At 39.1% G+C, this 26,902-nt stretch carries 22 protein-coding genes and 4 tRNA genes; 12 read left to right on the top strand and 14 right to left on the bottom strand.

From position 1 onward, the window contains the following. Positions 1–123 precede the first annotated feature (123 nt). Positions 124–2,319, top strand: a complete 2,196-nt coding sequence (locus NE363_RS02265) for a TRAP transporter large permease subunit (protein WP_308964504.1) — start codon at positions 124–126, stop codon at positions 2,317–2,319. Between the two features lie 148 nt (positions 2,320–2,467). Here the strand turns inward: NE363_RS02265 and NE363_RS02270 are convergent, their stop codons facing one another. The 4 genes from NE363_RS02270 to rnr form a co-directional block, all read right to left on the bottom strand. After that, complete coding sequence (locus NE363_RS02270; RefSeq protein ID WP_004705403.1) at positions 2,468–2,896, bottom strand: hypothetical protein; 429 nt, start codon at positions 2,894–2,896, stop codon at positions 2,468–2,470. A gap of 11 nt (positions 2,897–2,907) precedes the next feature. Next, complete coding sequence (locus tag NE363_RS02275; protein WP_002049754.1) at positions 2,908–3,117, bottom strand: YheV family putative zinc ribbon protein; 210 nt, start codon at positions 3,115–3,117, stop codon at positions 2,908–2,910. Between the two features lie 40 nt (positions 3,118–3,157). Next, the gene (locus tag NE363_RS02280; protein ID WP_151760875.1) at positions 3,158–5,212 is read right to left on the bottom strand and encodes a M3 family metallopeptidase; all 2,055 of its coding nucleotides are present in this window, start codon (positions 5,210–5,212) and stop codon (positions 3,158–3,160) included. Between the two features lie 133 nt (positions 5,213–5,345). Continuing rightward, the gene (rnr, locus tag NE363_RS02285; protein WP_445535749.1) at positions 5,346–7,766 is read right to left on the bottom strand and encodes a ribonuclease R; all 2,421 of its coding nucleotides are present in this window, start codon (positions 7,764–7,766) and stop codon (positions 5,346–5,348) included. A 260-nt stretch (positions 7,767–8,026) separates the two neighbouring features. Here rnr and NE363_RS02290 point away from each other — a divergent pair. The 4 genes from NE363_RS02290 (at position 8,027) to NE363_RS02305 (ending at position 9,020) form a co-directional block, all read left to right on the top strand. Then, positions 8,027–8,117 (top strand) — tRNA-Ser (locus NE363_RS02290). A gap of 10 nt (positions 8,118–8,127) precedes the next feature. Then, positions 8,128–8,204 (top strand) — tRNA-Arg (locus NE363_RS02295). 39 nt (positions 8,205–8,243) lie between these two features. Further along, positions 8,244–8,320: transfer RNA gene (locus tag NE363_RS02300), tRNA-Arg, on the top strand. Between the two features lie 106 nt (positions 8,321–8,426). After that, positions 8,427–9,020 (top strand): HAD-IB family hydrolase, encoded by a 594-nt coding sequence (locus NE363_RS02305; RefSeq protein WP_191012187.1) that lies wholly within the window; start codon positions 8,427–8,429, stop codon positions 9,018–9,020. A 68-nt stretch (positions 9,021–9,088) separates the two neighbouring features. Here the strand turns inward: NE363_RS02305 and NE363_RS02310 are convergent, their stop codons facing one another. After that, positions 9,089–11,200 (bottom strand): hypothetical protein, encoded by a 2,112-nt coding sequence (locus NE363_RS02310; RefSeq protein WP_445535750.1) that lies wholly within the window; start codon positions 11,198–11,200, stop codon positions 9,089–9,091. A 592-nt stretch (positions 11,201–11,792) separates the two neighbouring features. Here NE363_RS02310 and NE363_RS02315 point away from each other — a divergent pair. Then, a tRNA-Arg gene (locus NE363_RS02315) sits at positions 11,793–11,869 on the top strand. A 114-nt stretch (positions 11,870–11,983) separates the two neighbouring features. On the opposite strand, the gene NE363_RS02320 is transcribed toward NE363_RS02315, so the two are convergent. Further along, positions 11,984–12,676, bottom strand: coding sequence for a nitroreductase family protein (locus NE363_RS02320; protein ID WP_445535751.1), 693 nt, complete (start codon positions 12,674–12,676; stop codon positions 11,984–11,986). A 224-nt stretch (positions 12,677–12,900) separates the two neighbouring features. Between NE363_RS02320 and NE363_RS02325 the strand changes: the two genes are divergently transcribed. Together NE363_RS02325 and NE363_RS02330 are read left to right on the top strand one after the other, a co-directional pair. Then, entirely contained in the window at positions 12,901–13,398 is a 498-nt protein-coding gene (locus tag NE363_RS02325; RefSeq protein ID WP_004705413.1) for a YcxB family protein, read from the top strand. 41 nt (positions 13,399–13,439) lie between these two features. Continuing rightward, the gene (locus tag NE363_RS02330) at positions 13,440–14,081 is read left to right on the top strand and encodes a fumarylacetoacetate hydrolase family protein (protein ID WP_445535752.1); all 642 of its coding nucleotides are present in this window, start codon (positions 13,440–13,442) and stop codon (positions 14,079–14,081) included. Positions 14,082–14,156: 75 nt separating this feature from the next. On the opposite strand, the gene NE363_RS02335 is transcribed toward NE363_RS02330, so the two are convergent. After that, complete coding sequence (locus NE363_RS02335) at positions 14,157–14,951, bottom strand: helix-turn-helix domain-containing protein (RefSeq protein WP_445535753.1); 795 nt, start codon at positions 14,949–14,951, stop codon at positions 14,157–14,159. Positions 14,952–15,056: 105 nt separating this feature from the next. Here NE363_RS02335 and NE363_RS02340 point away from each other — a divergent pair, with 105 nt between their 5' ends. Continuing rightward, on the top strand, positions 15,057–15,971 hold the full coding sequence (locus NE363_RS02340; RefSeq protein ID WP_019456551.1) for a DMT family transporter: 915 nt from the start codon (positions 15,057–15,059) through the stop codon (positions 15,969–15,971). Positions 15,972–15,990: 19 nt separating this feature from the next. Here NE363_RS02340 and NE363_RS02345 read toward each other — a convergent pair whose 3' ends face one another. Then, complete coding sequence (locus tag NE363_RS02345) at positions 15,991–17,238, bottom strand: YihY family inner membrane protein (RefSeq protein WP_004705421.1); 1,248 nt, start codon at positions 17,236–17,238, stop codon at positions 15,991–15,993. 287 nt (positions 17,239–17,525) lie between these two features. On the opposite strand from NE363_RS02345, the gene wrbA reads away from it, so the two are divergent. Next, complete coding sequence (gene wrbA, locus NE363_RS02350) at positions 17,526–18,119, top strand: NAD(P)H:quinone oxidoreductase (RefSeq protein ID WP_174724368.1); 594 nt, start codon at positions 17,526–17,528, stop codon at positions 18,117–18,119. 53 nt (positions 18,120–18,172) lie between these two features. On the opposite strand, the gene NE363_RS02355 is transcribed toward wrbA, so the two are convergent. The 3 genes from NE363_RS02355 to NE363_RS02365 all read right to left on the bottom strand — a co-directional run bounded on the left by NE363_RS02355 (position 18,173) and on the right by NE363_RS02365 (position 20,362). After that, entirely contained in the window at positions 18,173–18,748 is a 576-nt protein-coding gene (locus NE363_RS02355) for a xanthine phosphoribosyltransferase (protein WP_002050789.1), read from the bottom strand. 71 nt (positions 18,749–18,819) lie between these two features. Next, entirely contained in the window at positions 18,820–19,533 is a 714-nt protein-coding gene (locus tag NE363_RS02360; protein ID WP_151749370.1) for a DUF3108 domain-containing protein, read from the bottom strand. Between the two features lie 157 nt (positions 19,534–19,690). Beyond that, positions 19,691–20,362 carry a hypothetical protein gene (locus NE363_RS02365; protein ID WP_004705429.1) on the bottom strand — a complete coding sequence of 224 codons (672 nt, stop codon included), beginning with the start codon at positions 20,360–20,362 and terminating at the stop codon, positions 19,691–19,693. Positions 20,363–20,594: 232 nt separating this feature from the next. Here NE363_RS02365 and NE363_RS02370 point away from each other — a divergent pair, with 232 nt between their 5' ends. Beyond that, positions 20,595–21,479, top strand: a complete 885-nt coding sequence (locus tag NE363_RS02370; protein ID WP_004705430.1) for an energy transducer TonB — start codon at positions 20,595–20,597, stop codon at positions 21,477–21,479. A gap of 75 nt (positions 21,480–21,554) precedes the next feature. Here NE363_RS02370 and ybeY read toward each other — a convergent pair whose 3' ends face one another. Genes ybeY through miaB form a run of 3 tightly spaced genes read right to left on the bottom strand, consistent with a single transcriptional unit; the run spans position 21,555 to position 24,633 of the window. Next, a complete protein-coding gene (ybeY, locus tag NE363_RS02375; protein WP_191010498.1) occupies positions 21,555–22,046 on the bottom strand; it encodes an rRNA maturation RNase YbeY in 492 nt (163 codons plus the stop codon). A 9-nt stretch (positions 22,047–22,055) separates the two neighbouring features. After that, positions 22,056–23,144 (bottom strand): PhoH family protein, encoded by a 1,089-nt coding sequence (locus NE363_RS02380; protein WP_445535754.1) that lies wholly within the window; start codon positions 23,142–23,144, stop codon positions 22,056–22,058. 37 nt (positions 23,145–23,181) lie between these two features. After that, on the bottom strand, positions 23,182–24,633 hold the full coding sequence (miaB, locus tag NE363_RS02385) for a tRNA (N6-isopentenyl adenosine(37)-C2)-methylthiotransferase MiaB (RefSeq protein WP_068935662.1): 1,452 nt from the start codon (positions 24,631–24,633) through the stop codon (positions 23,182–23,184). 287 nt (positions 24,634–24,920) lie between these two features. Between miaB and NE363_RS02390 the strand changes: the two genes are divergently transcribed. Further along, a complete protein-coding gene (locus NE363_RS02390; protein ID WP_039251732.1) occupies positions 24,921–26,864 on the top strand; it encodes a lytic transglycosylase domain-containing protein in 1,944 nt (647 codons plus the stop codon). Positions 26,865–26,902: the final 38 nt, after the last annotated feature.

The following is a 26,902-nucleotide window of genomic DNA, read 5'->3' on the forward strand; positions in this document are numbered from 1 at the left end:
GCAAATTTGATCGTTGAATAAAGGGATTGGTAGAAAGGGGATGGACGATACCCCTGACCAAGGAAATTGCATGACTCAGAGCCTTTGTTATGAGGGATTTGAGAGAACAAAATTGGAATATTTATGCAAGAATATCAAGAAAAAAGATCTGGATTAGGTCTGCTGGGTTATATATGGAACGAATGGATCTCAACATTCGTAATCCTCATTTTGCTATTAATGACGCTGATAATTGGTACCGGGGAAATGATCCACGGGCAATTATTACGTATCGGGGAGCGCCTTTATGGTGATCCTGCGATAGGCATGCAATATTCATTTTTGCGTGCTGAACCTGAAAAGCCATCTTGTGATCGAAATCCAAATATTGATGCTCAAGTAAAAGAGCAAATGAAAGCGAATGCATCTGATGATTTCGCAAGCTTCTTTGGTGCTGCCTCAGAAAGTGATGTCCGTGCATCCTTACAAGCCGCACAGCAGCAATGTGAAGATAAATATAAAGCCTACGATAAAACTATTAAATATATTGAGGCAAATCCGGGAGTACGTACATACCGTACGATTGAAACGGGTTTCTTCGGTATATTTAAATTTGGTACAGAGAACCGTGCCATTTTACTGGTCTTTATGGTTTTAATTTCTGCAATTACTGCATCATTGAAATATCACCATATTGGCTTGCGTAATCCAGCAACAAAAATTGATTACAAAGTGTATTCTCTCTTTATGTTGCTTGGTAATGCACTACTAAGTTTTTCTGTGATTAGTCAGTATCGTTCTGTCATTAATTCTGGGGTAACACCTACTTATGAAACAGTAACGATTTACTGGATCTGGATGATTCTGTTTGTTGTTCTGAGCTTAATTAGTCTGTATCAATTATTTGTTTCACCTCCGCCAAAACGTGAAGGCGGTAACATAGGCTTAGCCTTACTCTCTGTGCCTTTATATGCTTATATGGCACTAATTACAGGTATTGTCTTCACATTCTTTATGGACTATCCAATGGGGCAAGGGATTTACCTTGGTTTATTGGTTGAGTTCTCAGGTATCTTCTTAAATCTTGCCTTATTTATTTGGGCAGGTATGTTGCTTACACAAACACGTGTTATGGACTTGTTCTTAAATGTACTTCGTCCATGGAACTTAGCGCCAGAAACCTTAACTTGGTTAATTCTGATTGCTGCTGCCGTACCAACAGCTTATACAGGTGCATCAGGGATTTTCGTTATTGCAGCCGGTGCGATTATTTATAAGGAAGTTTGGAATGCAGGTGCTCGCCGTCAGTATGCACTTGCTGTATCTGCAATGTCAGGTTCATTAGGTGTTGTGGTACGTCCATGTCTATTGGTCGTTTTAATTGCCATGTTAGACAGCCGTCATGTTACATCTGATGAATTATTTGGACATGGTATTTACGTATTCTGGTTAACTGCATTTATTTTCTTGGGTGTATCTCTTTTCTTGGCAGAAGAAAAGTTCCGTGTGAACTCACCGAAAGTAGCACTTCCAGGCATGGCACGAGCTTTCGTACCCGTTATTCCATATATCTTAATTACAGTTGTTGTTCTTGCATTTTATAAATATGCATTAGATACCGGAATGAACGAATTTACTGCACCAGTAATTCTGCCACTCGTGCTGATTGCGATGATCTTGTACGATAAATTGGTGATGCCTAAAGAGACACCAGCTTTAAATATTCATGAAGCAATTGTTCGTGAACATGAGAAAAAATCTCCGTTCTTGCAATCGCACGATCCGCATAGTTCGCAGTTCCGTCTTGGTTTTGGTGGTGCATTGCGTTTTGCGACATCAGAAACAGTTGGGCATATCGGTGCCTTAATTATTTTGATGGCATTGTCTGCAAGTGTAGGTGGTTTAATTGAGCGCTCTGAAGTGGTTGAGTTATTACCAACTCATTTAGGCAGTATCTATATATCACTGGCATGTATTGCATTGTTACTTGCTATTATCGGTATGTGTACAGATCCATTTGGTGCTGTAATTTTAGTAGCAGCAACGATTGCTCCTGTAGCTTACGAAAATGGTATTCATCCAATTCATTTCTGGATGATTGTATTGGTTGCATTCGAATTTGGTTATGTAACACCACCAGTTGCCTTAAACCATCTATTAACACGGTTATCCGTTGGGGATGATGAGGTCAATGCTGCGGATGCGGAAGCGAAAGAGAAATACACAAGTTTCTATTATCGATATGAGCGCTGGTTATTACCAATTATTGTCTTGTTCTCATCGTTGGTATTGGTAACTTATGCTCCATTAGTACTGAAACTTTTTGGTTGGTACAAATAATTTAAAATGTAGAAACCTACTAAAAACACTCTCTTTAAGGGGGTGTTTTTTTATGGTGAGTTTTTAAATAAGCCAGTTTCTAATTAATAAAAAAAGCTAGTTCAAGGTGAACTAGCTTTTTTACGTTATCTTTAGATTTAGGCAAAAGCTATTGTTGTTTAACCTGAGCTTCGAGCAGCTTTACTTGCTCTTCTTTTAGCTTAATAAGTTGATCTGCATCAGCATGTTGAGCTTTTAAAGTCGCTTCCTGATCTTGTAATTGATGGTTGATATCATTGAGCTTAGAAACTTCTTCTTTTGCTAAAGATTCTTGAGCTGGAACAGGCTGTTTGAGCACATCTTCATTCACAAGCTGCTGAGAACTAGCAGTTTGCGGTTGAGCTACAGGTACGGAACTTGCTGGTGCTGTAGGTTTTTCAGGAGCAGGTGTCGATACAGGATGAGGATCGACTATCGGTGCTGGCGATTCAGTTTTTTTAAAAAACCATTGTGCTGCGAAAAAAAGCACTGCCAGAATGCTTAAGCCCCCAATTAAAATCCACAAGAGTTTTGAGTTTTGTTTTCTTTGTAGTGGCATCTCTAAGACCTTTAGTCAGAACGACGAGGCTTGAACTGTATTACTCCAACTTCATCAGGTATAGCAGGTGTTTCCGGTTCATCAACATGAGTCGGACGATTTTCGCTATAACCGCATTCGATACATTCAATCCATTCGTCTTCAGCGGTGGTTAGCATGACAATCCGATCTATGGCTTCACATTTTGGACATTTAGCCCCAGCAATGAAACGTTTTTTCATCTTTATCACCCTAACCACACGATCAATTTAGGCCCATAGTTTAAGCGGTTTTGTTGTCGTTCGTCCAACCTTGATGACGTAACAATGCATCAATTTTTGGTTCACGACCACGGAAATTGACAAATGCTTCAAGAGCAGTATCTTTCCCACCTACAGCTAAAATTGCTTGACGGAATTCTTTACCCGTTTGAGTATTGAAAATACCTTCATGTTCAAAGCGGTCAAATGCATCACTTGCTAAAACTTCTGCCCACTTGTAAGAGTAGTAACCCGCCGCATACCCGCCTGCAAAAATATGACTAAAGCTATGTTGGAAGCGGTTGTAGTCAACAGTTGGAACTACTGCGTACTGCTTGCGAATATCATTTAAAGTCTGCTGAATTTGCTCGCTATTCAACGCAGGAGTCTTGGTGTGAATAGTTAAGTCAAACAGTGCAAATTCAAGTTGACGTAAAGTTTGCATACCAGATTGGAAGAAACGCGCATTTAATAAAGCATCAAGTAATTCTTGAGGTAAGGTCTGTTTGCTCTCAATGTGCTCACTTAAAACATCAAGACTTTCTTTATCCCATGACCAGAATTCCATAAACTGACTTGGTAACTCGACTGCATCCCAAGCGACGCCGTGAGTACCTGCAACCGAGATATTATCTACTTCAGTTAACATATGGTGTAAGCCATGTCCAAACTCATGGAACAAGGTAATAACTTCATCATGAGTCAGTAAGGCTGGCTGATTACCCACAGGTGGAGTGAAGTTACACACCATATAGCAAATTGGTTTTTGTAGACCATGAACAGTTTGCATACGTGAGCGGAAGCCACTCATCCATGCACCGCCGCGTTTACCGGTACGTGCATATAAATCAAAGAAGAACCCGCCAACCACTTGGCCTTGGTCCTCTAACTCAAAATAACGAGCATCTGGATGCCAAACAGGAGCTTCACGTTCAACGATATTAATGCCGTATAAGCGCTGCACAATATGGAATAAACCCTGAATGACTTTCGGAGCAGGGAAGTAAGGCTTTAATGCTTCTTGAGACAAATTGAACTGTTGCTGTTTGAGTTTTTCAGAATAGTAGGTCGTGTCCCAAGGTTTGAGCTCGTCAATTCCATCTTGTTTGGCAATTGCTTGTAGCTCAGCAACTTCTTGAAGAGCAGGTGTACGTGCATGCTCAGCTAAGTCCGCTAAAAAGTCGTGAACTGTTTTGACATCAGGTGCCATTTTGCTAGCAAGAGAATATTCAGCGTAGTTATTGAAACCAAGTAGTTTTGCCATTTCTTGGCGGAGGCTCAAGATTTCTTCCATAATTTTGCTGTTATCAAACTCTGTTTGTTCAGACTGATCTGATGCACGAGTGACATAAGCTTTATAAAGCTCTTCGCGTAATGCACGGTCATCGGCATAGGTCATAACTGCAAAATAAGCAGGGAAATCTAAAGTTGCTACAGCTTGGTCAAGCTCGCGCTGTTTACCGTACTGCTTTAGTAACTCAACATTACTTTCTGGAAGACCTTTTAACTGGTCTTCTGTAAGTGGTTTAAAGTAAGCCTGTGTCGCATCAAGTACATGGTTTGAGAAGTCAGAAGAAAGCTGTGAAAGTCGTGCAGAAATCTCTGCGTAGCGTTTTTTCTCTTCACCTTCTAAAGCAACCCCAGAAAGTTTGAAGTCACGTAATGCGAGGCGGATCGCACTTTGTTGAGCAGGACTTAGCGTTGAATAGCTCTGACCATCATGAATGTATTGATAAGTCTGGTATAGCGCCGTGTGTTGGCCAAGCTGAGTGTAATATTCACTTAAAGCGGGTAAGAGTGACTGATAGACTTCTCTAGTTTCAGCATTACTCATCACTGCATTTAAATGTGACAACACTCCCCATGATTCACTAAGGTTATTTTCAAGTGCATCAATTTGTTCAAGCACGGCAAGTTGCTGATCTGTCTCGGATGGTGCAGCCGTAAGGGTATTTAAGAACTCTTGTCCTGCTTGAATTGCTTGTTGAATGTCTTGTTTTAAATTATCTAATGTAATTTGGTCAAAGCGGGGAGTAGGTAGAGTCGCTTGCTGTAAAGTCATTGCTAATAGCCACATTATTTTTTAAACATAGTATTAGATGTAGGTATTGTTAGGCAGGAAATCAAGCTTAAATTGAAAATAAACGTTCTAAAAATATTAAGCCCCCATGTTTGGGAGCTTAATAACAAAGAATAGAAACATCTATGAATTAGTCAGCCTTAGATTTGGCATTCGACTTTTTCTTTTTTGGTTTCGCTTTTTTCTTTACTTTTTCTGGCTTGGCCTCTGCTTTCGTAGTGGTTTTTTTACCAGACTTTTTAGTATATGAACTTGGTTTACCTTTTTCCTTCTTTTTACGGACAGGTTTTTCACCATCATTCGAAGTGGTAGGTGGTTTACCAAAAACTTCTTCAGTTGCTTGGGTTGATGTTCTGGTTGTACGTGGGGCACGACTGCGAACTACTCGTCCAGCATGGGTGACTTGCTGAATAAGTTGAAAATCGATCTTACGTTCTTCCAGATTTACACCAGCAACCTGAATCTTAACTTCATCACCTAAACCAAAGACCTGACCACGATTTTGTCCAATAAGGTTTTGACTCGCTTGATCATAAATAAAGAAGTCATCGCCAAGCTGGCTAATATGAATCATGCCATCGACATATAAGTCTTTAAGGGTAATAAATAGGCCAAATTCAGTGACAGCACTTACTATACCAATGAATTCATCACCTAAGTGCTGTTGCATATAGTGGCACTTCAACCAAGTCGTTACACTGCGAGAGGCTTCATCTGCACGGCGTTCGGTTTGAGAGAAATGTTCACCAGCATCGTCTAAAGCTGCACCCGAGAGTGGGGACGGCTTTTGTTTTAAATGAGCTTTAATTGCGCGATGTAATAATAAGTCTGGATAGCGACGAATTGGGGAGGTGAAATGCGTATAAGCTTCATAAGCTAAACCATAGTGACCGGCATTTTTTGCACCATAGTAAGCTTGCATCATTGAGCGTAATAACACTGCATGAATGCTTGGCGCATCAATGCGGTCTTTAGTTGCCTCAATAACTTTTTGATAATCAGCTTGAGTTGGTTGGTCAGGGAACGGTAAGCCAAGAAGTTTTACAAAGTCTTTTACTTTCTGAATACGTGAGAACTCAGGCGCTTCGTGTACGCGATATAACATTGGAACATCATGTTCTAATGCATATTCAGCCGCAGCCACGTTAGCAAGCAACATGCATTCTTCAATAAGTTTGTGTGCTTCATTACGTGTGCGAGGCAAAATTTCTTTAATTCCACCTAGCTCATCAAAAGTCATATACGTTTCAATGGTTTCAAATTCCATTGCATGACGATCAGCACGTAAATTTTTCAAAATCTGATAAAGCTGGAAAAGCGTATTGAGCGATTTGTGAATATCACGATCTTTTGGAATTGCGTCGGTTGCGCCGTCAAAGTATTGCGCTACCTGCGTGTAGGTCAAACGAGCTTTTGAATGCATGACCGATGGATAAAACTCATAACCCGTTACACGACCAGTACGGGAGAGTTTCAGGTCACAAACCATACATAAGCGATCTACATGCGGGTTAAGTGAACATAATCCGTTTGATAATGCTTCTGGTAGCATTGGTAATACAAAATGAGGGAAGTAAACCGAAGTACCACGTTCTTCCGCTTCCTCATTAAGAGCTGAATCTAAGCGCACATAATGGCTCACATCGGCAATTGCAACTACAACGCGATAACCCCCACCTGGACGTTTTTCTGCATACACGGCATCATCGAAATCTCGTGCGTCTTCACCATCGATTGTGACAAGCGCTAAATCTCTTAAATCAACTCGACCTTCACGGTCTTGTGCAGAAGGTTCTTTAAAACTTTCAGCTTCTTTTATAACTTCATCTGGAAATTCGTAAGGTAAGCCAAACTCAAGAATGGTCTGCGGGATAATAATTTCGGTATCCGCTTTATCTGCCATAGATTGAATAATATGCGCTGTTGCAAACTCTTCACGGGTTGGGTAGGTATCTATAGCAATACGAAGCATGTCGCCAACATTTGCGTTGGCATGTGCAACTAATTCTTTTTCTAATGGAATCGGTTGGTGCTGATTTGGATTATTAGGTTGAATAAAGTATTCACCGTCGTGTATAGACAATTTACCAATTAACTGTTTTACACGGTGCTGTAGAACCTCGGTAATGAAACCCCACGGTTTACCTTTACGGTCTACTGATGTCTGTCGAACTCGAACCCGATCACCATTAAAGACTAAGCGTAATTCACGTTCAGGAAGTAAAAGGTCATTTTGGCCGTCAATATGAGCGGTACCTAAACCTTTACTATTAATATAGACAGTCGCTTCATAAGTGGGTTGGTCTGCCACCAACTGAAACTTAAACCCGTCTTTCATGATTTGACCATCACGAACCATTGCACTTAAGCGATGACTAAGAGCTTCGATACTTTTCTGGTCTTGAATATAAAAATGGTCAACAAGTTCTGCATGGGATTGTGGTGTCTGCAATTGCTCCAATGTATCTAAAATAAGAGTACGGCTTGGAATCGGATTGTCATAACGTTCAGCTTCAGCTTTCGCTTCGGGGTCAGCCCAGTTTTTTGTCATGTCTTTTGGTTTCACGCTTGGCAGATAAGTTTAGCATAAGTCATGCAGACCCGAACTGCACGTTTAGGTTTGCAATAATGTGTATGCACTACTGTATTTTAATGAAGAAATAATATCTATCTTAACAAGCGTTTGATCGAAAAAGATGAAAATAATAAGGAAATTGCTTAAAAAATAATTCATTGAACTAAAAAACAAGAAAATTTCACTATGATGACTTGAACAATAGGGTTTTAGTTTGTATTATGGCGGCTCGTTCCGGTGAGGTGGATGAGTGGCTGAAATCACTTCCCTGCTAAGGAAGCATACCTATTACTGGTATCGAGGGTTCGAATCCCTCTCTCACCGCCATTTACTTAATGCGCTCATAGCTCAGCTGGATAGAGCACTTGGCTACGAACTAAGGGGTCGGGAGTTCGAATCTCTCTGAGCGCACCAAGTAAAATAGAACGAATCGCTGAAAGGCACACAAGTTACGCGCTCATAGCTCAGCTGGATAGAGCACTTGGCTACGAACTAAGGGGTCGGGAGTTCGAATCTCTCTGAGCGCACCAACTTGAAGAATTAACCGCTTTTATAGCGGTTTTTTTGTGTCTGCTATTTAGTAATTTTTAAAAATTTAAATTTATAACTTTTTAATTATATTAGAGATAATCATAAATGAATCTGGCTTTATTTGATTTTGACGGCACGATAACCCATAACGATACTTTTAGTTTGTTCCTTAAATTTTCTTTGAGCAGGAAAACTCAAATACTTGGTGGTATTCGACTTGCACCCTATATTGCGGGCTATAAGTTTGGCTGGGTAACGGATAGAACTATACGGACCAAGCTTTGTCAGGTGGGATATGTTGGCTATAATGCCGATTCTCTGAAACATATAGGACAAGAGTTTGCTAACAAAGTAATTCCTACCTGTATTCGTGAAAATGCACTAGAACGTATTCTCTGGCATAAACAGCAAGGGGATCAAGTTGTTGTTGTATCTGCTTCGTTAGGGGTTTATTTAGAAAGTTGGTGTCAGTCATTAAACTTAGATGTTATTTGTAATCAACTTGAGATACATAATGGTGTCTTGACTGGTAATTTTATTAATGGTGATTGTGGTTATTTAGAAAAAGTAAATAGAATAAAAAATAAATATGATTTAACCAAATATTCTACTATTTATGCTTATGGTGATACTCCTAATGATTATCCGATGTTAGGGTTAGCGCATAAGAAATATTATAAATGGCAGGAAATGCATTAATATTAATTAATCTTTAAAAATATATACAAAAATAAAGCCACTATAAATAGTGGCTTTATTTAATTTTATTAAAGAGTGTGTAAAGAGCTATCTAAGAAATTATCAGTAAGTAATGATTGAGGAACTAAAGTATGAACCGTATTTGTTACGCTTGATACTGTAGAAGTTACTCCTCCTAAGTTACCTGTTAATCCACCTAATAGCCCAGAAATAACATCTGAGCTACCTGTGCCAGTTACACCACCAGTTAAGCTACCCACGATATCTGTTACGATGCCAATAGGATTGCTGCCAGCTGTACCGCCAGTTACGCCACCAATGATATCGGTAACTGTACCAAGTGCATTGCCACCAGTTAAACCACCAAGAAGATCAGTAACTACACCGAGTGGGTTATCGCCACCAACACCACCAGTTACGCCGCCAATAGCGCCAGTCGCACCACCAAGAATGTCAGTTAAAATACCAGTCGCAGTTGTACCATTTGTAATGAGTGTGTTGACAATACCAGTTGCATGATCAGTTGCACCTTGGATATTACCGCCCACTAAATCAGATACAACCTCAAGCGCACCATTCACTGTATCGTGAGACGTTTCAAAAGTTAATGTGCCAAGATGAGCAACATCGGTAACAGGGTGTTCCGTTTGAGGAAGCACACCAACTACAGTGTCTGCAACAGTATTAATTGCTGTATTAATAATACCAGTTTTTAAAGTTTCCACGCCCTGAAGAACATCGATACCACTTTGGACCACATCAATTACTGGAGATATAGGAGATGTGCCGCCACCAATAATACCGCCAGTTACACCGCCAAGGATGTCAGTAACTGTACCAAGCGGGTTGCCGCCAGTAACACCACCAGTCAAGCCGCCGATAGTGCCAGTTACACCGCCAAGAATGTCAGTAACAGTACCAAGTGGGTTGCCGCCAGTAACACCACCAGTCAAGCCGCCGATAGTGCCAGTTACACCGCCAAGAATGTCAGTAACAGTACCAAGTGGGTTGCCACCAGTAACACCACCAGTCAAGCCGCCGATAGTACCAGTCACACCACCAAGGATGTCAGTTACTGTACCAAGTGGGTTGCCGCCAGTAACACCACCAGTCAAGCCGCCGATAGTGCTAGTTACACCGCCAAGAATGTCAGTAACAGTACCAAGTGGGTTGCCGCCAGTAACACCACCAGTCAAGCCGCCGATAGTGCCAGTCACACCGCCAAGGATGTCAGTTAAAATGCCTGTTGCAGTTGAACCGTTATTAACAAGTGTCCCAAGAATACCTGTTGCAGATTGAGTAGCTCCTTGAATGTCGCCACCTACTAAATTAGATACTGTTTCTAATGCGCCATTGACTGTATCGCGAGAGGTTTCAAAAGTTAGAGTGCCAAGATGAGCAATATCGGTAACAGGATGTTCCGTTTGAGGGAGTACGCCAACTACAGTGTCAGCAACAGTATTAATTGCTGTATTAATAATACCAGTTTTTAAGCTTTCAACGCCTTGAAGAATATCAATGCCGCCTTGAACTACATCAACAACTGGAGAAATAGGAGATGTACCACCACCAATCAGGCCGCCGATAGTGCCAGTTACACCGCCAAGGATGTCAGTTACTGCACCGACTGGATTGCCGCCAGTGACACCGCCAGTTAAACCACCAGTCAGACCGCCGATAGTGCCAGTCACACCGCCAAGGATGTCAGTTACTGCACCGACTGGATTGCCGCCAGTGACACCGCCAGTCAGGCCGCCGATAGTGCCAGTCACACCGCCAAGGATGTCAGTTACTGCACCAACTGGATTGCCGCTAGTAGCGCCGCCAGTTAAACCACCAGTCAAGCCACCGATAGTGCCAGTTACACCGCCAAGGATGTCAGTTACTGCACCGACTGGGTTGCCGCTAGTAGCGCCACCAGTTACACCACCAACAGCACCTGTTACGGTACCGACTACACCAGAAACTAAGTCTGTTGTGTGAGAAACGGTATTGGTTACAGTTGAAACAACATTAGAAAGTAAGCCTGATGTTGAAACATTTCCAGTAGCAATATTTATATCAGAAACGTTTACGTTAACAGAGGAACCTGTATTTACAATTGGGCTTACCGATATAATATTACCCAAGTCTTGGGTAACTTTTGATATCGAAGTTACTAGATTTTTTAATAAGAACATGATGGTCTATTTCCTGTGTATTTATGTATTTTTAAGTAAGTATTTATTTATTACGTTAGGCAATTATTGAGATATGCTTCTCAATAATTAAAAATTAGTATTGGGTACATCTCAAAAAGTGTCAATGCATATTTCTACTCAAATAATTTGATACTTATAATGTTTTGACAATTAGATATTCACTTTGATTTAGACATAAAAATAATAATTTTTTTTATAATATATGGTTTGAAGATCAATGTATTTTTTCCTATTTTTTTGATTATTTTTTATAAATATTAAAGCTAAATAAACTAGCTAATAAAAATATTTATGGGCAGGTAGAAATATTTTATTTATATAATCCTGACTAAAAAACTATACTTTTATTTTTACTCATTTGGCCAAAATGCCCAAATTGGGGTGTAGCCGTAAAGAACTTTAATTGAAAAAAAATATTTCAAACCGATTTCATAGCTAAGCAGACTACATTCCTGAGCGAGATCATACCTTTGTATTTTCTAATGGCTAAGAACTAGACGTTCGATGACGAAAAGATGAAAAATGTCTTTCTAAAATAGAAAAACTGCGTATAATGCCCTCCATCAAGTACGCGCTCATAGCTCAGCTGGATAGAGCACTTGGCTACGAACTAAGGGGTCGGGAGTTCGAATCTCTCTGAGCGCACCACTTGAAGAATTAACCGCTATTTATAGCGGTTTTTTTGTGCCTATTTTTTTATAGTTTTATTAAAAAAGCTGGTGCTCATGGCAACCAGCTCTAAACGATAGTACAAAATATTGATTAGCCAAATGTTTTAAAGCGGCTTGAATCATCAATAAAGGCTTTTTCTCCAGCATTTCCTTCAATAGAACCAAAAACTAACTGAGCTCTTAGCTTCCATTCAGCTGGAATATTGAAAGCAGTATTAATTTTCTCATCAATAATTGGGTTGTAGTGTTGCAATGAAGCACCAACACCTTGTTCAGCTAATACGTTCCAAACTGCAAATTGAGCGATTGCTGTTGAGTGCTCAGACCAGATTGGAAAATTATCAGCATAAGCTTCAAACTGTTCTTGTAAGCCTTTAACCACGTTCTGATCTTCATAAAACAAAACTGTGCCTGCACCAGCGGCAAAACTTTGAATTTTTTGTTCTGTTCCAGATACAGCTTCAGCTGGGATAATACTTTTTAAAACTTCTAGAACAGTATCCCAGAATTTTTGATGTGATTGTCCAAATAAAATAACAGCGCGAGATGATTGAGAGTTAAATGCAGAAGGACTATGTCTGATAGCTTCTTGAATTAATTTTTCAATTTCGTCGTTGGTTTGGCTTAAGTTATTTCCAATTGCATAAATAGAGCGGCGGTTCTTAATGAGTTCTAAGAAAGAAACTGCATTTGAAGGCTCTAGTTCTTGAATGGCTTTAACAGCCACATCTTCTTGAGTTGCCGATTTTTGATTTAAGCCAAATAGTTTTGCAAAGAAAGACATGACGAATTCCACTAAAAGAGACAATAGAAGCATTCTATAAATTTAAGAATATGAAATAAGCCTTATAAATATGAATCTATGTTCTATATATGAAACGAGTAAGCCGCTTGCACAACTGAAAGTCTTATAAGTTGAGCAAAAATAAAAAATCACTTTTGATTCATTTTAAAGCGTAGATGAATATGCTCTAATAGTTTCGATTTATTCAATATTGACACATTGTGATGACCGAGCAAAAAAGCGCTTTATCTTTACGTTATTATTTAAATTTAGAAGAGTCTCAAGACGGGTTTGGCTTGGTGACGTTCGGAAAGAAGCAATTCAGCCGTTTTTTAACCCCTGTTATTAGTGTTGCAATCATTATTTGGGGGCTTTATTTAGGTTTCTCAGGTGTTGGTCGTTACTATGTTGCTTTAGGTGTTTTTTTCCTAATTATGCAAGGTTTAATGCGCTATTGGCTTTTACCAATGATGTTTAAACGTCAGTTTGTACGTTATCAGTTTGGTAAGAGTGAGCAGGGAATCGATTTATATCAGGATTATTTTGAACTTTATGCTGCGGGTCGTAAACAAGTTGTACAGTATGGTGACGTACAAACTTTTGCCATAGGTAAATTGACTTATATGCTTGAGCTAAAAAATAAGACGGTCATTATTGTACCTAAACGTGCTTTTGCTCAAGCTTCAGATCAAACCGTATTTGAAAATACATTTAAGAAATAAGTTATTGGAATTATTAGTCGCAACAATATAAAGGAAGCCTCATGAATACACGTCCTTCAAAAATCGTTTGCGTGGGCAGAAGTTATGCCGATCATGTAAAAGAGCTGAACAATGCAATGCCGGGACGACCAGTATTGTTTATCAAACCGCCAAGTAGTTTGATTGGTTTAGATGAAGGTATTTCCTGGAATCCATCTTGGGGTAGTTGCCATTTCGAATGCGAATTTGTTTTACGTATTGATAAGCCACTAAAAGGCGAAACTGATCCGCAAAAAGTATTGCAAGCTATTGGGGCGGTAACTTTAGGGTTAGATTTAACTTTGCGTGATATGCAAAATGAATTGAAGGATAAAGGCCAGCCTTGGGAAAGAGCAAAAGCATTTGATGGTTCATGTGTACTTGCGCACTGGGTAGATGTAAGTGAAATTACCAATTGGGAAGAGACTAAGTTTACTTTCCATATAAATGATGAATTACGTCAAGATGGTAATACAGCCTTGCTTATGTTTAACATTGCTTACTTATTGATTGATATAAATCAGGTGTTTTCACTTGAACCGGGCGACGTCATTATGACAGGTACGCCAGCAGGTGTAGGGCCGTTGAATGCTGGTGATCAGTTAAAAATGACTTTGAAAGGTGCTACTCAAGATTTTGTTTGGGAAACTTTTGTTAAAGCATAATTTGATTTAGCTCATTAAGTTTTGAACCCTATTATTGAACTGATAATAGGGTTTTTTATTGCTCTCGACATTAAGTTATTGATAGAGCTTTCGGAACTGGTCTGGGGTAAATCCCATCCAGCGTTTAAACATATAAATAAATGCTGATGCACTGGCATAACCTAAATCAAAAGCGATGCTTTCAATTGTTTTTCCTTGATTGAGCATAGTCATTGCTTTCATAACTTTTAATCTTTGTCTCCATTCATGTAAAGACATGCCTAACTCTTTTTGACTGTAACGAGCCAAAGTCCTTTCAGTCATATTTATCCGTTCAGCGAGTTCTTGCAAAGTACTGTTATCGGCAGGGTTGTGATGTAAATCATTTAAAACTTTTGCTAAGGCTGGATGGTGAGTTGTTGGTAAATAACTACCGACTAATTCAGCTTCTATGAGTTGATCTAATAGAACCTGAAGTAGACGTAAATATTCAACTTGAGTTTCATCCTGATGATATTGCCTTAAGTGGTCTAACAACGCAGGTACAAGCGGTGAAGTTAATAATATTCCTGCTTTCTGCGGTAACTTTTGGCACAGACTTTCGTGAATATATAAGGTTGCATGGGTCACTTCATTGCGATTAATTCCGCTATGTTTAGTATAAGGTGGTAGCCAAATCCCGTAAGGTGGCGGTGTTAAATAGTTGATTTGATCAATATTAACTTCGAGTACACCACTAAAAGCATAAATAAATTCACCCCATGCATGTGCATGTTGAGGATAAACCGTTTCTGCTGGCTCATTTCGCACACGAAACCAGAGTAAATCAGGAATTGAATTGTGAGCGGGAATTTCTAGAAAATCTTGCACACGTTGAGCTGATTTTTTCATCTATGAAAATTGCCTGAAAATGCAAATAGCTTGTCTGTTTTTCACTATATCATGCAAATACGACAGTTCTATAGTCTGATTTTTCGCTATAAATAAAGGTATTAAATGGACGAGCGCAAAAATCTGGATACCAGAGCTTCGGCTTTAATGGTGCTTTTATGCATGATTTTAGGACTTCAACAAGTGGTTCTAAAAATAGCGGCTGCAGATATTACGCCGATTATGCAAATTGCTTTACGTTCTGGATTATCTGCACTTTTAGTATTGCCTTTATTGTGGCGTGATAGTTCTATCCATCTGTTTTCTTATCAACAATGTAAAGCTGGTGCGCTTGTTGCTTTATTTTTTTCATTAGAGTTCTATTTCGTAACTCAAGCCTTAAAACTCACCTCGACTTCCCATACTGTAGTTTTACTCTATACCGCTCCAATTTTTGTCGCATTGGGACTTCATTGGAAATTTCCTACTGAGCGCTTGAACCGAGCGCAGTGGGCAGGCATTACTTTGGCTTTTATGGGAATTATTATTACATTTTATCCGACAGCTACAACTCTAAATGGCGCAGCATTAGTGCAAGTTTTATTGGGTGATTTATATGCACTTATGGCGGGAATGGCTTGGGCATTAAGCACCATTATTGTTCGCTTATCTTCTTTGGCTCAAGCCCCAGCAACGCAAACCTTGTTTTATCAACTCACGGGTTGTTTTATTTTATTAATCTTAATCGCTTTTGCGACAGATCAAACCACAATTCATCTTACGAAATTGACATTTTTAAGTCTGAGCTTTCAAACATTGATTGTATCTTTTGCAAGTTTACTACTATGGTTTTGGCTATTAAGAAATTATTTAGCCTCACGTTTAGGCGTATTTTCCTTTCTGACGCCATTATTTGGTGTGCTTTTTAGTGTGTTGTTCTTAGATGAAAAATTAGAAATCAAATTTGTAGCTGGAAGTATTTTGGTTTTATCAGGAATCATTATTATGAGCTTAAAACAGGGCCAACCAAACAAAGGCTAAACCCTGTTGTTCATGTATATTATTTCTCTTCAAAAATCGTTGAAAGTGGAATAGATAGCTTTGCAGCTAAATAGTCGTTTGATTCAACTAGTGCAGGGCCAATTCTTTCCATCCATTCGTCGTCGTCATGCACATTGAGTACATCTAGACGTAGGGGAAGTGGATAAGGCAATGCAGTGAAGAAGCTCCAGAAGTCGACTTGAGATAAATTGCGAACTAAAACGTATTCATCTTTATCTGTGCGTTTAACTAAATTTTGCTCTTCAAGTAAGACGACATAAGCGGGCCAACGACCAACTTCACCGCGGCCTAAAATACCTAATGCTTCTTTATCGCTTACACTTTCACCAAGTTTCTGCTTTTTATAAAAGAGTTCTAAAATATCGAGTAGCATGAGTACTGGATGTCTTTTTTGCTCTTTACCTGAATGGAAAGCGGTAAGGGCAAAACTCACCTCGACCCCAAGCAAAACAATATTCCAAGATAAGAAAACCCATAGTAGGAAAATAGGTACTGCCGCAAATGCACCGTATATGATTTCATAACTGGTGAAGTTGGACATTAAAAAGCCAAATAAGTTTTTGAGTATTTCAAATAATACAGCACTTAAACATGCTGCAATTGCTGCTGAAAATAACGGGACCGTGCGGTTGGGAATGGTCCAATATAAAATAAAGAATCCCAATACAGTAAGAACAAAAGAAATGAGCCAAAGTAGAAAGGCGCCATCAAGTTGATAACCTGTAAAGTTATTACTTAATAAGTTCATTGATGCAACGGTTGATGAAATAACGAAAGCACTACCTAAGATAATGGGGCCAAGCGAAATAATGGTCCAGTAGCGCATAAAACCTACAATGCCACTACGAGTTTCTTTCACTCTCCATATGCGATTAAAGGCAGTTTCAATTGTTGTCAGCATTAAAACTGTCGTGACAAATAGGAACAGCACACCAATTACAGTTAAATTACTGGATTTTTCGGTAAATGCATTGAGTGCCTTATCAAATGCAATGGTACTTTTAGGTAAAAAGTTACTATAGATTAAGTGCTGTAACTGTTGTCTAGCAGGTTCTAACGCTTTAATTGAAGAAATAATAACTAAAAATACTGTTAGCATCGGCACAACAGCAAAAAGAGTTGTATAAGTGAGAGCGCCAGCTTGTTCCCGGCAGCGATCAGCTTCAAAACGCTTAATCACGAATAAAATAAATTGAAACCAGGTCTTGTTATAAAAAGGAAGTCTCTTCAAAAAACGTTCTAACATGCGTCATCTATCCCGATTTTTTTAATCATGATGTGGGTGATTGATATTCACCAGTGTCTTCGGTCGAGAACACTATCGTTGATATGGGTAAACTTTAACTTAAAGAATAAAAAGTATTCTGAAAGTTCCGTATGTATCATCGTAACAAAACATCATAAAAAGCTTTTACCGATATTTGTTACTGTTGCCCTTAAAAATCAATCACCTCTAAAATTTCATAGAATTGGCTTCGCCAAAAAAATAAAAAATACCGTATAGTGTTCTTTTTAACAAAATTCATGAAAGCGATGCAACCTTACATTCTTGTGCTTTATTACAGTAAATATGGTTCTACTAAAGAAATGGCGCATCTTATTGCAAATGGTGTTGAGTCTGCTGGGGTTGCTGTAAAAATAAGAACAGTACCTAATATTGCAACAGTTGTAACAGAGGCTGAACCGAGCATTCCTGAAGAAGGCGATATTTATTGTACTTTAGAGGATTTAGCTAATTCTGCTGGCTTGGCACTAGGGTCTCCAACTCGCTTTGGTAATATGGCGAGTGAAATGAAATATTTCTGGGACCAAACGACAAGTCTCTGGCTCAATGGTGCATTACATAATAAACCTGCTTGCGTTTTTACTTCTTCTGGTTCAATGCACGGTGGGCAAGAAAGTACTTTATTAACAATGTTACCGCCGTTATTTCATCATGGCATGATGATTTTAGGTTTACCAAATTCTATTCCCGCCTTATCAAATACGAAAACAGGCGGAACGCCTTATGGTGCTAGCCATGTGAGTGGTCCACGTCATGACCAAGGTTTAAGTCAAGATGAAAAGGTTTTATGTGAAGCGCAAGGTAAGCGTTTAGGTGAAATCGTAAAAAAACTTCATTCTTAATTTTTATAGTAATAAAAAAGAGCGGAAATCCGCTCTTTTTTATTAAAACAATTTTATTCTTTAACAAAAGTTACTGTGCCATCAGTAAGTGATTTAACTCGCGCTAATGATTCAACGCGGTAACCTTTTTCAAGCAATAAATCACGGCCAGGTTGGAATGATTTTTCAATCACAATACCAACACCTACAACTTCTGCATTTGCTTGATGAATTAAGTCAATTAAACCAAGTGCAGCTTGACCATTTGCTAAAAAGTCATCAATGACTAAAGCTTTATCGCTTGAGTTGATGTGCTTGTTTGAAATAGCAATGGTACTTTCAGTTTGTTTAGTAAAACTAAATACTTTGGCGCGATATAAATCGTCTTTTAAAGTGAGCGATTGATATTTGCGAGCAAAAATCACAGGTACACCAAGTTCTAAACCTGCCATGATTGCTGGCGCAATACCTGAAGCTTCAATGGTAATAATCTTGGTAATCCCTGCATCTTTGAAGCGAGCGGCAAATTCTTTACCAATCTGCTGCATGAGGACAGGGTCAATTTGGTGATTTAAGAAAGCGTCGACTTTCAACACTTGATCAGATAGAACGATACCTTCTGTTAAGATTTTCTGTTCTAGTGCGTGCACGGGAGAATCCTCTAGACGGATGCTTTTAAAGCAAATGCGTATTTTAAAAAGCATCCGAAAAAATGCAAGCTTTAATTCGTTTTACCGCTATAACTTGTTAATAACAAACCATAAGATGTTTTGCCATCAATATGGCTTACCTTAACTGGTAAGTAGTCTAATTTAGGTGCTAACCAGAAAATTGTACTGCGATCTGGTCTGCCATGTTCTAAAACCACTTTTACTGTATCAAAGGTGCCGTAAGAGGTTTTAACTTTTTCGTTGCCTTGTTTTACAAAACGGCGGTTTTCGACTTCTTTTGCATCTGCAAGAGGGTAAGAAGATTTAAGTGAACCATTTTTTAAATCTTCACGGACTTGTAATTCAGCATTTAGCTCGTCAAGTACGCCTGGCTGCCAAGCAAATGAGCGTGCTTTATCATCTTTCTTAGTGCTAATTGTCTTATTACCAGGGTTAAAATTAATATTCATAGTGTTGTTATGAATTAAAATTTTACTGGTACGGCTAAAGCTTTGTGAACTGATTTTACCATTAGCAAAACTAAATTTACTGGTTTCACTCGCAGAAGCGATTCCACCTGCTTTTGCAGTGAATAGATAAGTCCAGTTATTTCCTTGTTGACTAAGTGCGCGTGTTGCTGAACCCATGCCTTTATTATTATAGGTAAACTGATAATTTGCCTGAAATGGGCTCATGGCAAGTGCATGGCTAGAGAAACTTGCAATAAGCAAAGTTGTCGAAATACCAGTTGCGATGCTGAATGATTTCAGAAATTTTGTTGCCATAAGTAAATATCCTTGTACAGACTGAAAGGTCAGTGCTGATGCATCTATGACTTTTGCATATTATGCCTGTTGATCATGGAGAAAAAATCAGGATTTATGCTAAATATGTAATCTCTTTGTGTTTTTTAGCAGCAAATTTCTTTAGCTCATACAGTTGTTATGCATCTTTTTGCTGTATTGGCGTAATCTCAGAGTCTTCTAGTTCATCTTCAAAATCGTCATCTTGATCTTTGAAAAGTAAAGCTGCAAGGTTCACATTACCAAAGACGACCAATTCTGCTTCACGAACCCGCGCATAGTTAATATGAACTTTGCCTAATGTTTCAATAATACTGGCTTTCTTACCGAACCAACGGTTCAGGTCTAGGAAGATAAGATCATCTTTTTCTTGGGCTACGTTAAAACGTTCCAAAATCATGCCCAAAGGATCTTTTTTTAGAATTTTGTGATAGTAAAAAATAGCAGCTTTTACAGCAATTTTTTGCCAGAAATTTTTATATTTAGCTTCTACTATTTGTGTATTACTAATCTGTTCAAAAACTATTAGTTGCTGTTCTTTATTAAATTCCATCTGAATCAGTTTTAAGTCAACAGATAAAGTCGTCTCTAAACCTTTGACATGCATTGTGGCATAAAGCCTTAACCAATCGTGATAAAGGTCTGTATGCAAATCATCTAGAAATTCGACATTATTGGTAACATAGCGTTCTAATGTCGCGTTTAGAAAAGTTTGCGACAATGTAAAATCTCTTTCTTCCTCAATGAATGCTTCAGCTTTGCGGTAGACTTTATGAAGACGTTTGACTAGTGAGGAAAATAGCGTTTGCATAAAAGAACTTCCAGAAGATGAATTATTAAAGAAACAACACACTCTTTATTATGTTAAAAACACGTTTTGATATTGCAGTGTAACAAATTTAATTGATACATTTTCACAAAATGAAAATGGATAAAAACTCATATTTGAAGTGAATCACACTTTTATCCATATTTGAATATCAGTTTGTATTTTGTTCGGTATCAGTACCGTGGGGAAAAGGCATTTATATGCTTTTAAGATTATGTTGAAAAAAAGAAGTCTTCCTATAGAGCCTTTTCTTTATTGGTGGCAAGACCGAGTCTTTATTGTTGCAATAATACTCGCAATCTTGTTGCATACTCTTGTGCTGCTTATTCATTTTGCTATGCCTGCGCCGTCAGAGCAATCCACAAAAGAAATCGCTATATCTATTCGTCCTGCTGAGGATGCTGTTAAGCATGCAGATTTTTTAGCGCAAGCAGACCAACAAGGTTCAGGAACTTTTAGAGAGGCTCATCGGATGTCTAGTAATTCTCCGACGCCTATGACAACTGATGCTTCGACGGGAGAAGCCCAGTTAGAAACTTTAGAAAAAGTACAGCAACAAAGAGAACTTAAGTTTGAAGAAAAAGTACTCATGACTGTGTTGAGTTGGCAGAAACAAGCTGAGGAGAGTCAAAGAAAGAAAGCACTTGAGCAATTAGAAAGCCAGTTTCAAGCTAAAGCTGCAATGGTCGCGAGCCTAGAAGCTCAATATTTACAACGTCAGCAAGATTTCAGTCGTCAACAAAAAATAAAAACAGTCGATGGTATTCAAGCCAAGAAAGATGCTTCAGCAGCTTATTTAGATAAGTTCCGTGAAAAGGTGGAGCTTTACGGTAACCGTTATTATCCAGAAGAAGCAAAACAACAACAATTAAAAGGTGAAGTTCGCCTTATGGTGATTTTGAATGCTCAAGGGGGCATTCGTGCAATTCGTTTACTTGAAAGTTCAGGACATTCAGTTTTAGATGAAGCTGCAAAAGCTTCTGTACGCCGTGGTGCGCCATTTGGTCGTTTTGATAGCAATATGAAAGATATTTCTGAGCTACGTATTATTCGTACTTGGCGTTTTGATCCAGCTGAAGCTGAATTCGAGGTACATTAATGAAAAATGTGGATAACTTGTAGGATATCCACATTTCAAAAATAAATTAGAAAGCTGATTCTGTTATGAATCGTTTCAAGGTGAAATTTCTGATTCCTGATAAGGATTAGCAATATTGAGTTTAGCTAAAATTTCAATTTCTAAGCCTTCCATTTCTTCGGCATCTTCATTGCTTGTTTCATGGTCATAACCAAGTAAATGTAAAACACCATGAACCAATAGATGTGCAAAATGATTTTGAGCAGTTTTCTTCTGTTCCAAAGCTTCTTGTAATACCACTGGAATACAGATCACCAAATCACCTAATGGAAGTGCATCAAGCATTGGTAAAACTTCTTCTGGAATATCACTTGGGAAGGATAAAACATTGGTAGGTTTGTCTTTTTCTCGATATTGCAAGTTAAGTTGATGGCTTTCTTCCAGATCAACACAGGCAATACCAATTTCACAATCTTCTTTGTAGCCAACGTGACGTAAAGTGGTTTCAATAATTTTTTTGAGTTGAGCTCGTTTGAGCTCTAACTCAGGTGATTGAAAGTCTTGTTGTAAACTTAAACTGATTTTCAAAGTGAATCCTTAAGCATCCTGATGTTGCAAGTCTGCTGCTGTATCGTTTTCGGCGACTAATGCTTCTTGGCGTGCTTTACGTTCAGCACGTGCTTCAGCATTAAGACGCTGTTGTTCACCATCCCAACCTTCATACGCTTCAACAATTTTTTGAACAAGTTGATGACGTACAACGTCACGAGAATGGAAACGGGTAATATGAATTTCTTTAATATTCTCGAGTACACGAAGAGCGTGTGCCAAACCAGATTGTTGGCCTCGAGGTAAATCTACTTGGGTAATATCACCTGTAATCACTGCGCGAGAGCCAAAACCTAAACGGGTCAAGAACATTTTCATTTGTTCAGGTGTTGTGTTTTGGGCTTCATCCAAAATTACAAATGAATGATTAAGAGTACGACCACGCATATAAGCAAGAGGAGCAACCTCAATCACTTGACGCTCGATTAGTTTGGCAACTTTTTCAAATCCGAGCATTTCGTAAAGGGCGTCGTAAAGAGGTCGTAAGTATGGGTCGATCTTTTGGGTTAAATCACCCGGTAAGAAACCAAGCTTTTCTCCTGCTTCTACCGCAGGACGTACAAGTAAAATCCGCTGGATTTCGTTGCGTTCGAGCATATCTACGGCTGCGGCAACTGCTAAATAAGTTTTACCTGTACCAGCAGGGCCGACACCAAAAGAAATATCGCTTTGTAAAATACGTTGTACATAACGTTTTTGGTTGGCACCACGCGGATTAATACGGCCTTTTCGAGTCTGGAAATAGACATCCATTGGTGCATCATGCTCATCCATCTCTTCACCAACCAGCTCGAAATTACGCTCGGTTTGAGAAGATTGAATGAGTAGATGCAACAAGTCAGCACTGATTTGCTGGGATACCTCAGACTCTTCATAGAGTCGCTGCAATAGTGCTTCGGCTCTCCCAACAGCATGTATCTCACCATCTATGTGAAAAACATCTCCACGATGAGTAATTTTGACATCTAAACGCTGTTCAATTTGCTTAAGGTGCCCATTATAGGCACCCAAGATGCTCTTTAAACGTTCCATTGAAACTTCAGGAAATGTTACGGTACGTCGAATCGCTGCAGTCAAGAGAAAACCTTTCAGTAGACTTTAGAATACCTCTACATTACGCCACGTCAGGCTCAAGATTCAAGAGCTCGCCGTAAACTAAATTTAAAGTTTTAATTTCAGTAATCTCGATCTCCGCAAAGCGACCCACCCATGAAGCATCACCTACAAAAGTGACTAGACGAGTATTGTCTGCGGTACCTAATAAAATATTAGGGTCTTGATCAGATACTTTTTCAACGAGAACACGTTCAATTTTGCCAAGCATTGCGTCAGTTTTTTCAATACTAGACTGTTTAATCACTTTTTGAACTTGGGCTAAACGCTCTTTTTTAACGTGTTCAGGTGTTGTATCTGGCAAGTCTGATGCTGGTGTGCCAGGACGTTTTGAGTAAACGAAGCTGTATGAGTGGTCGAAATCTAAGTCTTTGATAAACTGAAGTGTTTCTGCGAAATTTTCATCAGTTTCTCCAGGGAATCCAATAATAAAGTCGCTCGATAAATGCATGTCAGGGCGTATTTTACGTAACTTGGCAATCTTATCGATATACACATCAATAGTGTGATTTCGCTTCATGGCCTGTAGAACATCGTTAGATCCGCTTTGTACAGGCAAATGTAAATGTGAAACCATTTGAGGTAAATCTTCATAACACTGAATAAGCTCATCAGAGAACTCAAGTGGGTGTGAAGTTGTATAACGTAGTCGTCCAATACCCGGAATTTCTGCAACGAGTCGTAACAATTCAGGGAAGGTACAAATGCCACCTTCGAATGTTTCACCACGGTAGCCATTTACATTTTGACCCAGCAATGAAATTTCACGGACACCTTTTTCAGCAAGACCAGCAATTTCTGCGAGTACATCATCTAGTGGACGAGAAACTTCCTCACCGCGTGTATATGGCACTACACAGAAAGAACAATATTTAGAGCAACCTTCCATAATAGAAACGAATGCTTTAAAGCCTTCTACGCGTGGTTCAGGTAAAAAGTCGAATTTTTCGATATCTGGAAAAGAAATATCAACCAGTTTGATTTTATCTTTTTTCGGTTTTTCTACTTGAGCATTATGCTGATCAAGCATTTGCGGTAAGCGGTGGAGTGTTTGAGGACCAAAAATCATGTCCACGTAAGGCGCACGTTTTTGAATGTTGTCACCTTCTTGAGACGCAACACATCCACCGACACCAATCACAAGATCAGGATTTTTATCTTTTAATTTGCGCCAGCGGCCTAATTCACTGAATACTTTCTCTTGTGCTTTTTCACGGATAGAGCAAGTATTCATGAGCAGAATGTCTGCTTCATTAGGATTTGACGTTAAAACGTAGCCGTGAGAATCCCCTAAAAGGTCTGCCATACGGTGACTGTCATACTCATTCATCTGACACCCTTGAGTTTCAATATAAAGTTTTTTTATTGAAACATCAGTGGTGTGCGTTGGCTGGGTAACAGTGTTTTCTGAGGCAGCTTTGGCACCATTGGGAATGAAGGTTTGAACCGTCATGCAGGCTCCTAACAGATCGATCTAGTTAAATAATAAAACAACCCAAAACGGGTCAAACCCAACATTATAACAGTATTTGAGCTGAACAGATAAAATTAAACTGCCATAAGCGAGCTATGATTTATGGAGATAAATGACATAAATTTTAATGATGTTGAATCAGAGAGTTACATAACACAACAAAAGAAAGCACGAAGAATAATTAAACTATGCCTAAAGGTGGATAGTCAGGGTTTAACACATTTATGAGACCAAGTAAAAAGAGCTCATCAAACAAGAGTCGTGTGATGAAAAATAAATATGCACATCGTGGCTGGTTAGGAGCTGTGTGTTTACTTGGTTGTTCATTGTCTTATGCAGCAGAAGAACAATTTAATGATGCATTAAATGCCGCAAATAGTGGTAATACAGCCTTGTTAGATCAATATCAGGCTGCAATGCAAAATGATGTATTGGGTTATTATCCTGAGTACTGGAAATTAAACAGCAATCTAGGCTTTCAATCTCCAACATCAATTGTAAGTTTTGCCCAGCGCTATCCTCAATCTGCTATGGCAGAAAAGCTTGCAGCAGACTATGTAGAAGAAAAAGTAAAACAAGCTGACTTTGTGTCTGCTCAACCACTTTTATCTTATGTTTCTAACCCTGATCCAGCCGAAAATTGTGCTTTAGCGCAGGTGAGAGCTAAAAGTGGTGATGCATTAGTATTTGCTGAATATAAAGATGTTTGGTTGGCAACAGAATCTCAACCAGAATCATGTGTTGGGCTTGGTCGTATGATGATTTCTAGTCCATTAATGAGTACTCAAGATAAGCAACAACGTCTTTGGGTACAGCTACGCTCTGGTCTATCTGGACAGGCACTTGCTACTGCTCAAAGTTTAGGAATAAATCTTTCTTTGGCTCAGCTTAACCAGATTCAAGCAAATCCGCTTAACTATTTGTGGACTGCCCCAAAAACTAATGATGCTGATTATGCTTATCTGATTTTTGCATTGGGACGTCTAGCAAATAATGACTTGGGAAATGCTTTTGCAAATGTGCAGCGAGTAGCACAAGGCACTCCCGAGAATGTACAAAAATATCTATATCGAACCGTAGCTTATATTGGCGGAACTACGGTCATGAAAAATAATTTTAACCGAGAAGTTCTTCAATACTTTGATGCGAGTTATGGCTACCCTTTAAGCCCTGAAGAAGCTGAAATTTATGCACGACAAGCAATTCGCTTTAGTGCATGGGAAAGCTTGATTCGTGCGATTGATAGTATGTCTGTTTCACAGAAGCAAGAAGATCGCTGGCAATATTGGTTAGCTCGTGCGACAGAACAGCGTGGTGATAGTAATTCTAAAAATACGGCACAACGTATTTATAAGAAACTCGCTGAAAGTGGTGATGATTATCACAACTTACTTGCAAAAGACCGTTTAGGTGTACGCTATAATCATCAACCTTATAGTGATGAGCCAACTGCAAGTGATTTGCGCCGTTTAGATCAAAATATTCACTTTAACCGTGCATTTACTCTGAGACGCATTAACGCCAATCCGACTTATACAAATCGCGAATGGAACTGGGCAGTCCGTCAGGCCTATCTCCAACATGATGATGGTTTATTATTAGCTGCTGCAAAGCGTGCTCATGATATGGGTTGGTATGACCGTGCAATTTATGCAGCGGATCGTACAACTAATAAACATAATGATACCTATCGTTATGTCACTCCACATAAGACTAATGTCGTAAGTCATAGTTACAATGCTGGAATTGATCCAGCTTGGGCTTATGGTTTAATGCGTCAAGAAAGTCGGTTTGTTACCTCGGCACGTTCCCATGTGGGGGCAGGTGGCCTGATGCAAATTATGCCTGATACAGCAAAGTTGATTGCTCGTCAGATGGGGGAGACATATAATCCGGCGGCGTTGAGTGAAATGAATACCAATATTCGTTATGGAACATTTTATTTATCAATGATTCAAGGTCAGTTAAGCAATAACCCTGTTTTAGCGACAGCGGGTTATAATGCTGGTCCGAATCGTGCAAGACGTTGGCAACCAGATTACCAACCGATTGAGGCTGATCAGTATACGGAAACCATTCCATTGCTTGAAACAAGAGATTACGTTAAGCATGTCATGACGAATGCGACACACTATGGAGTGGTATTGGGTCAAGGCGCTCAGTCATTAATACAGCGTATGAAAGTCATTCCAATGCGGTCATCACCTTAATTTTAGATGATGAATGATGGAACATTCTTTTAATTGGC

This window comes from Acinetobacter sp. G18 (assembly GCF_052660225.1).

Excerpts from the sequence above, each read along its gene's own strand:
- NE363_RS02305 (WP_191012187.1), top strand. The coding sequence starts at position 8,427 with ATGAATCTGGCTTTATTTGATTTTGACGGCACGATAACCCATAACGAT.
- wrbA (WP_174724368.1), top strand. The coding sequence starts at position 17,526 with ATGCAACCTTACATTCTTGTGCTTTATTACAGTAAATATGGTTCTACT.
- NE363_RS02310 (WP_445535750.1), bottom strand. The coding sequence starts at position 11,200 with ATGTTCTTATTAAAAAATCTAGTAACTTCGATATCAAAAGTTACCCAA.
- rnr (WP_445535749.1), bottom strand. The coding sequence starts at position 7,766 with ATGACAAAAAACTGGGCTGACCCCGAAGCGAAAGCTGAAGCTGAACGT.
- NE363_RS02325 (WP_004705413.1), top strand. The coding sequence starts at position 12,901 with ATGACCGAGCAAAAAAGCGCTTTATCTTTACGTTATTATTTAAATTTA.
- NE363_RS02335 (WP_445535753.1), bottom strand. The coding sequence starts at position 14,951 with ATGAAAAAATCAGCTCAACGTGTGCAAGATTTTCTAGAAATTCCCGCT.
- NE363_RS02345 (WP_004705421.1), bottom strand. The coding sequence starts at position 17,238 with ATGTTAGAACGTTTTTTGAAGAGACTTCCTTTTTATAACAAGACCTGG.
- NE363_RS02360 (WP_151749370.1), bottom strand. The coding sequence starts at position 19,533 with ATGGCAACAAAATTTCTGAAATCATTCAGCATCGCAACTGGTATTTCG.
- miaB (WP_068935662.1), bottom strand. The coding sequence starts at position 24,633 with ATGACGGTTCAAACCTTCATTCCCAATGGTGCCAAAGCTGCCTCAGAA.
- NE363_RS02275 (WP_002049754.1), bottom strand. The coding sequence starts at position 3,117 with ATGAAAAAACGTTTCATTGCTGGGGCTAAATGTCCAAAATGTGAAGCC.
- NE363_RS02370 (WP_004705430.1), top strand. The coding sequence starts at position 20,595 with ATGTTGAAAAAAAGAAGTCTTCCTATAGAGCCTTTTCTTTATTGGTGG.
- NE363_RS02330 (WP_445535752.1), top strand. The coding sequence starts at position 13,440 with ATGAATACACGTCCTTCAAAAATCGTTTGCGTGGGCAGAAGTTATGCC.
- NE363_RS02340 (WP_019456551.1), top strand. The coding sequence starts at position 15,057 with ATGGACGAGCGCAAAAATCTGGATACCAGAGCTTCGGCTTTAATGGTG.
- NE363_RS02270 (WP_004705403.1), bottom strand. The coding sequence starts at position 2,896 with ATGCCACTACAAAGAAAACAAAACTCAAAACTCTTGTGGATTTTAATT.
- NE363_RS02390 (WP_039251732.1), top strand. The coding sequence starts at position 24,921 with ATGAAAAATAAATATGCACATCGTGGCTGGTTAGGAGCTGTGTGTTTA.
- NE363_RS02265 (WP_308964504.1), top strand. The coding sequence starts at position 124 with ATGCAAGAATATCAAGAAAAAAGATCTGGATTAGGTCTGCTGGGTTAT.
- NE363_RS02320 (WP_445535751.1), bottom strand. The coding sequence starts at position 12,676 with ATGTCTTTCTTTGCAAAACTATTTGGCTTAAATCAAAAATCGGCAACT.
- NE363_RS02280 (WP_151760875.1), bottom strand. The coding sequence starts at position 5,212 with ATGTGGCTATTAGCAATGACTTTACAGCAAGCGACTCTACCTACTCCC.
- NE363_RS02365 (WP_004705429.1), bottom strand. The coding sequence starts at position 20,362 with ATGCAAACGCTATTTTCCTCACTAGTCAAACGTCTTCATAAAGTCTAC.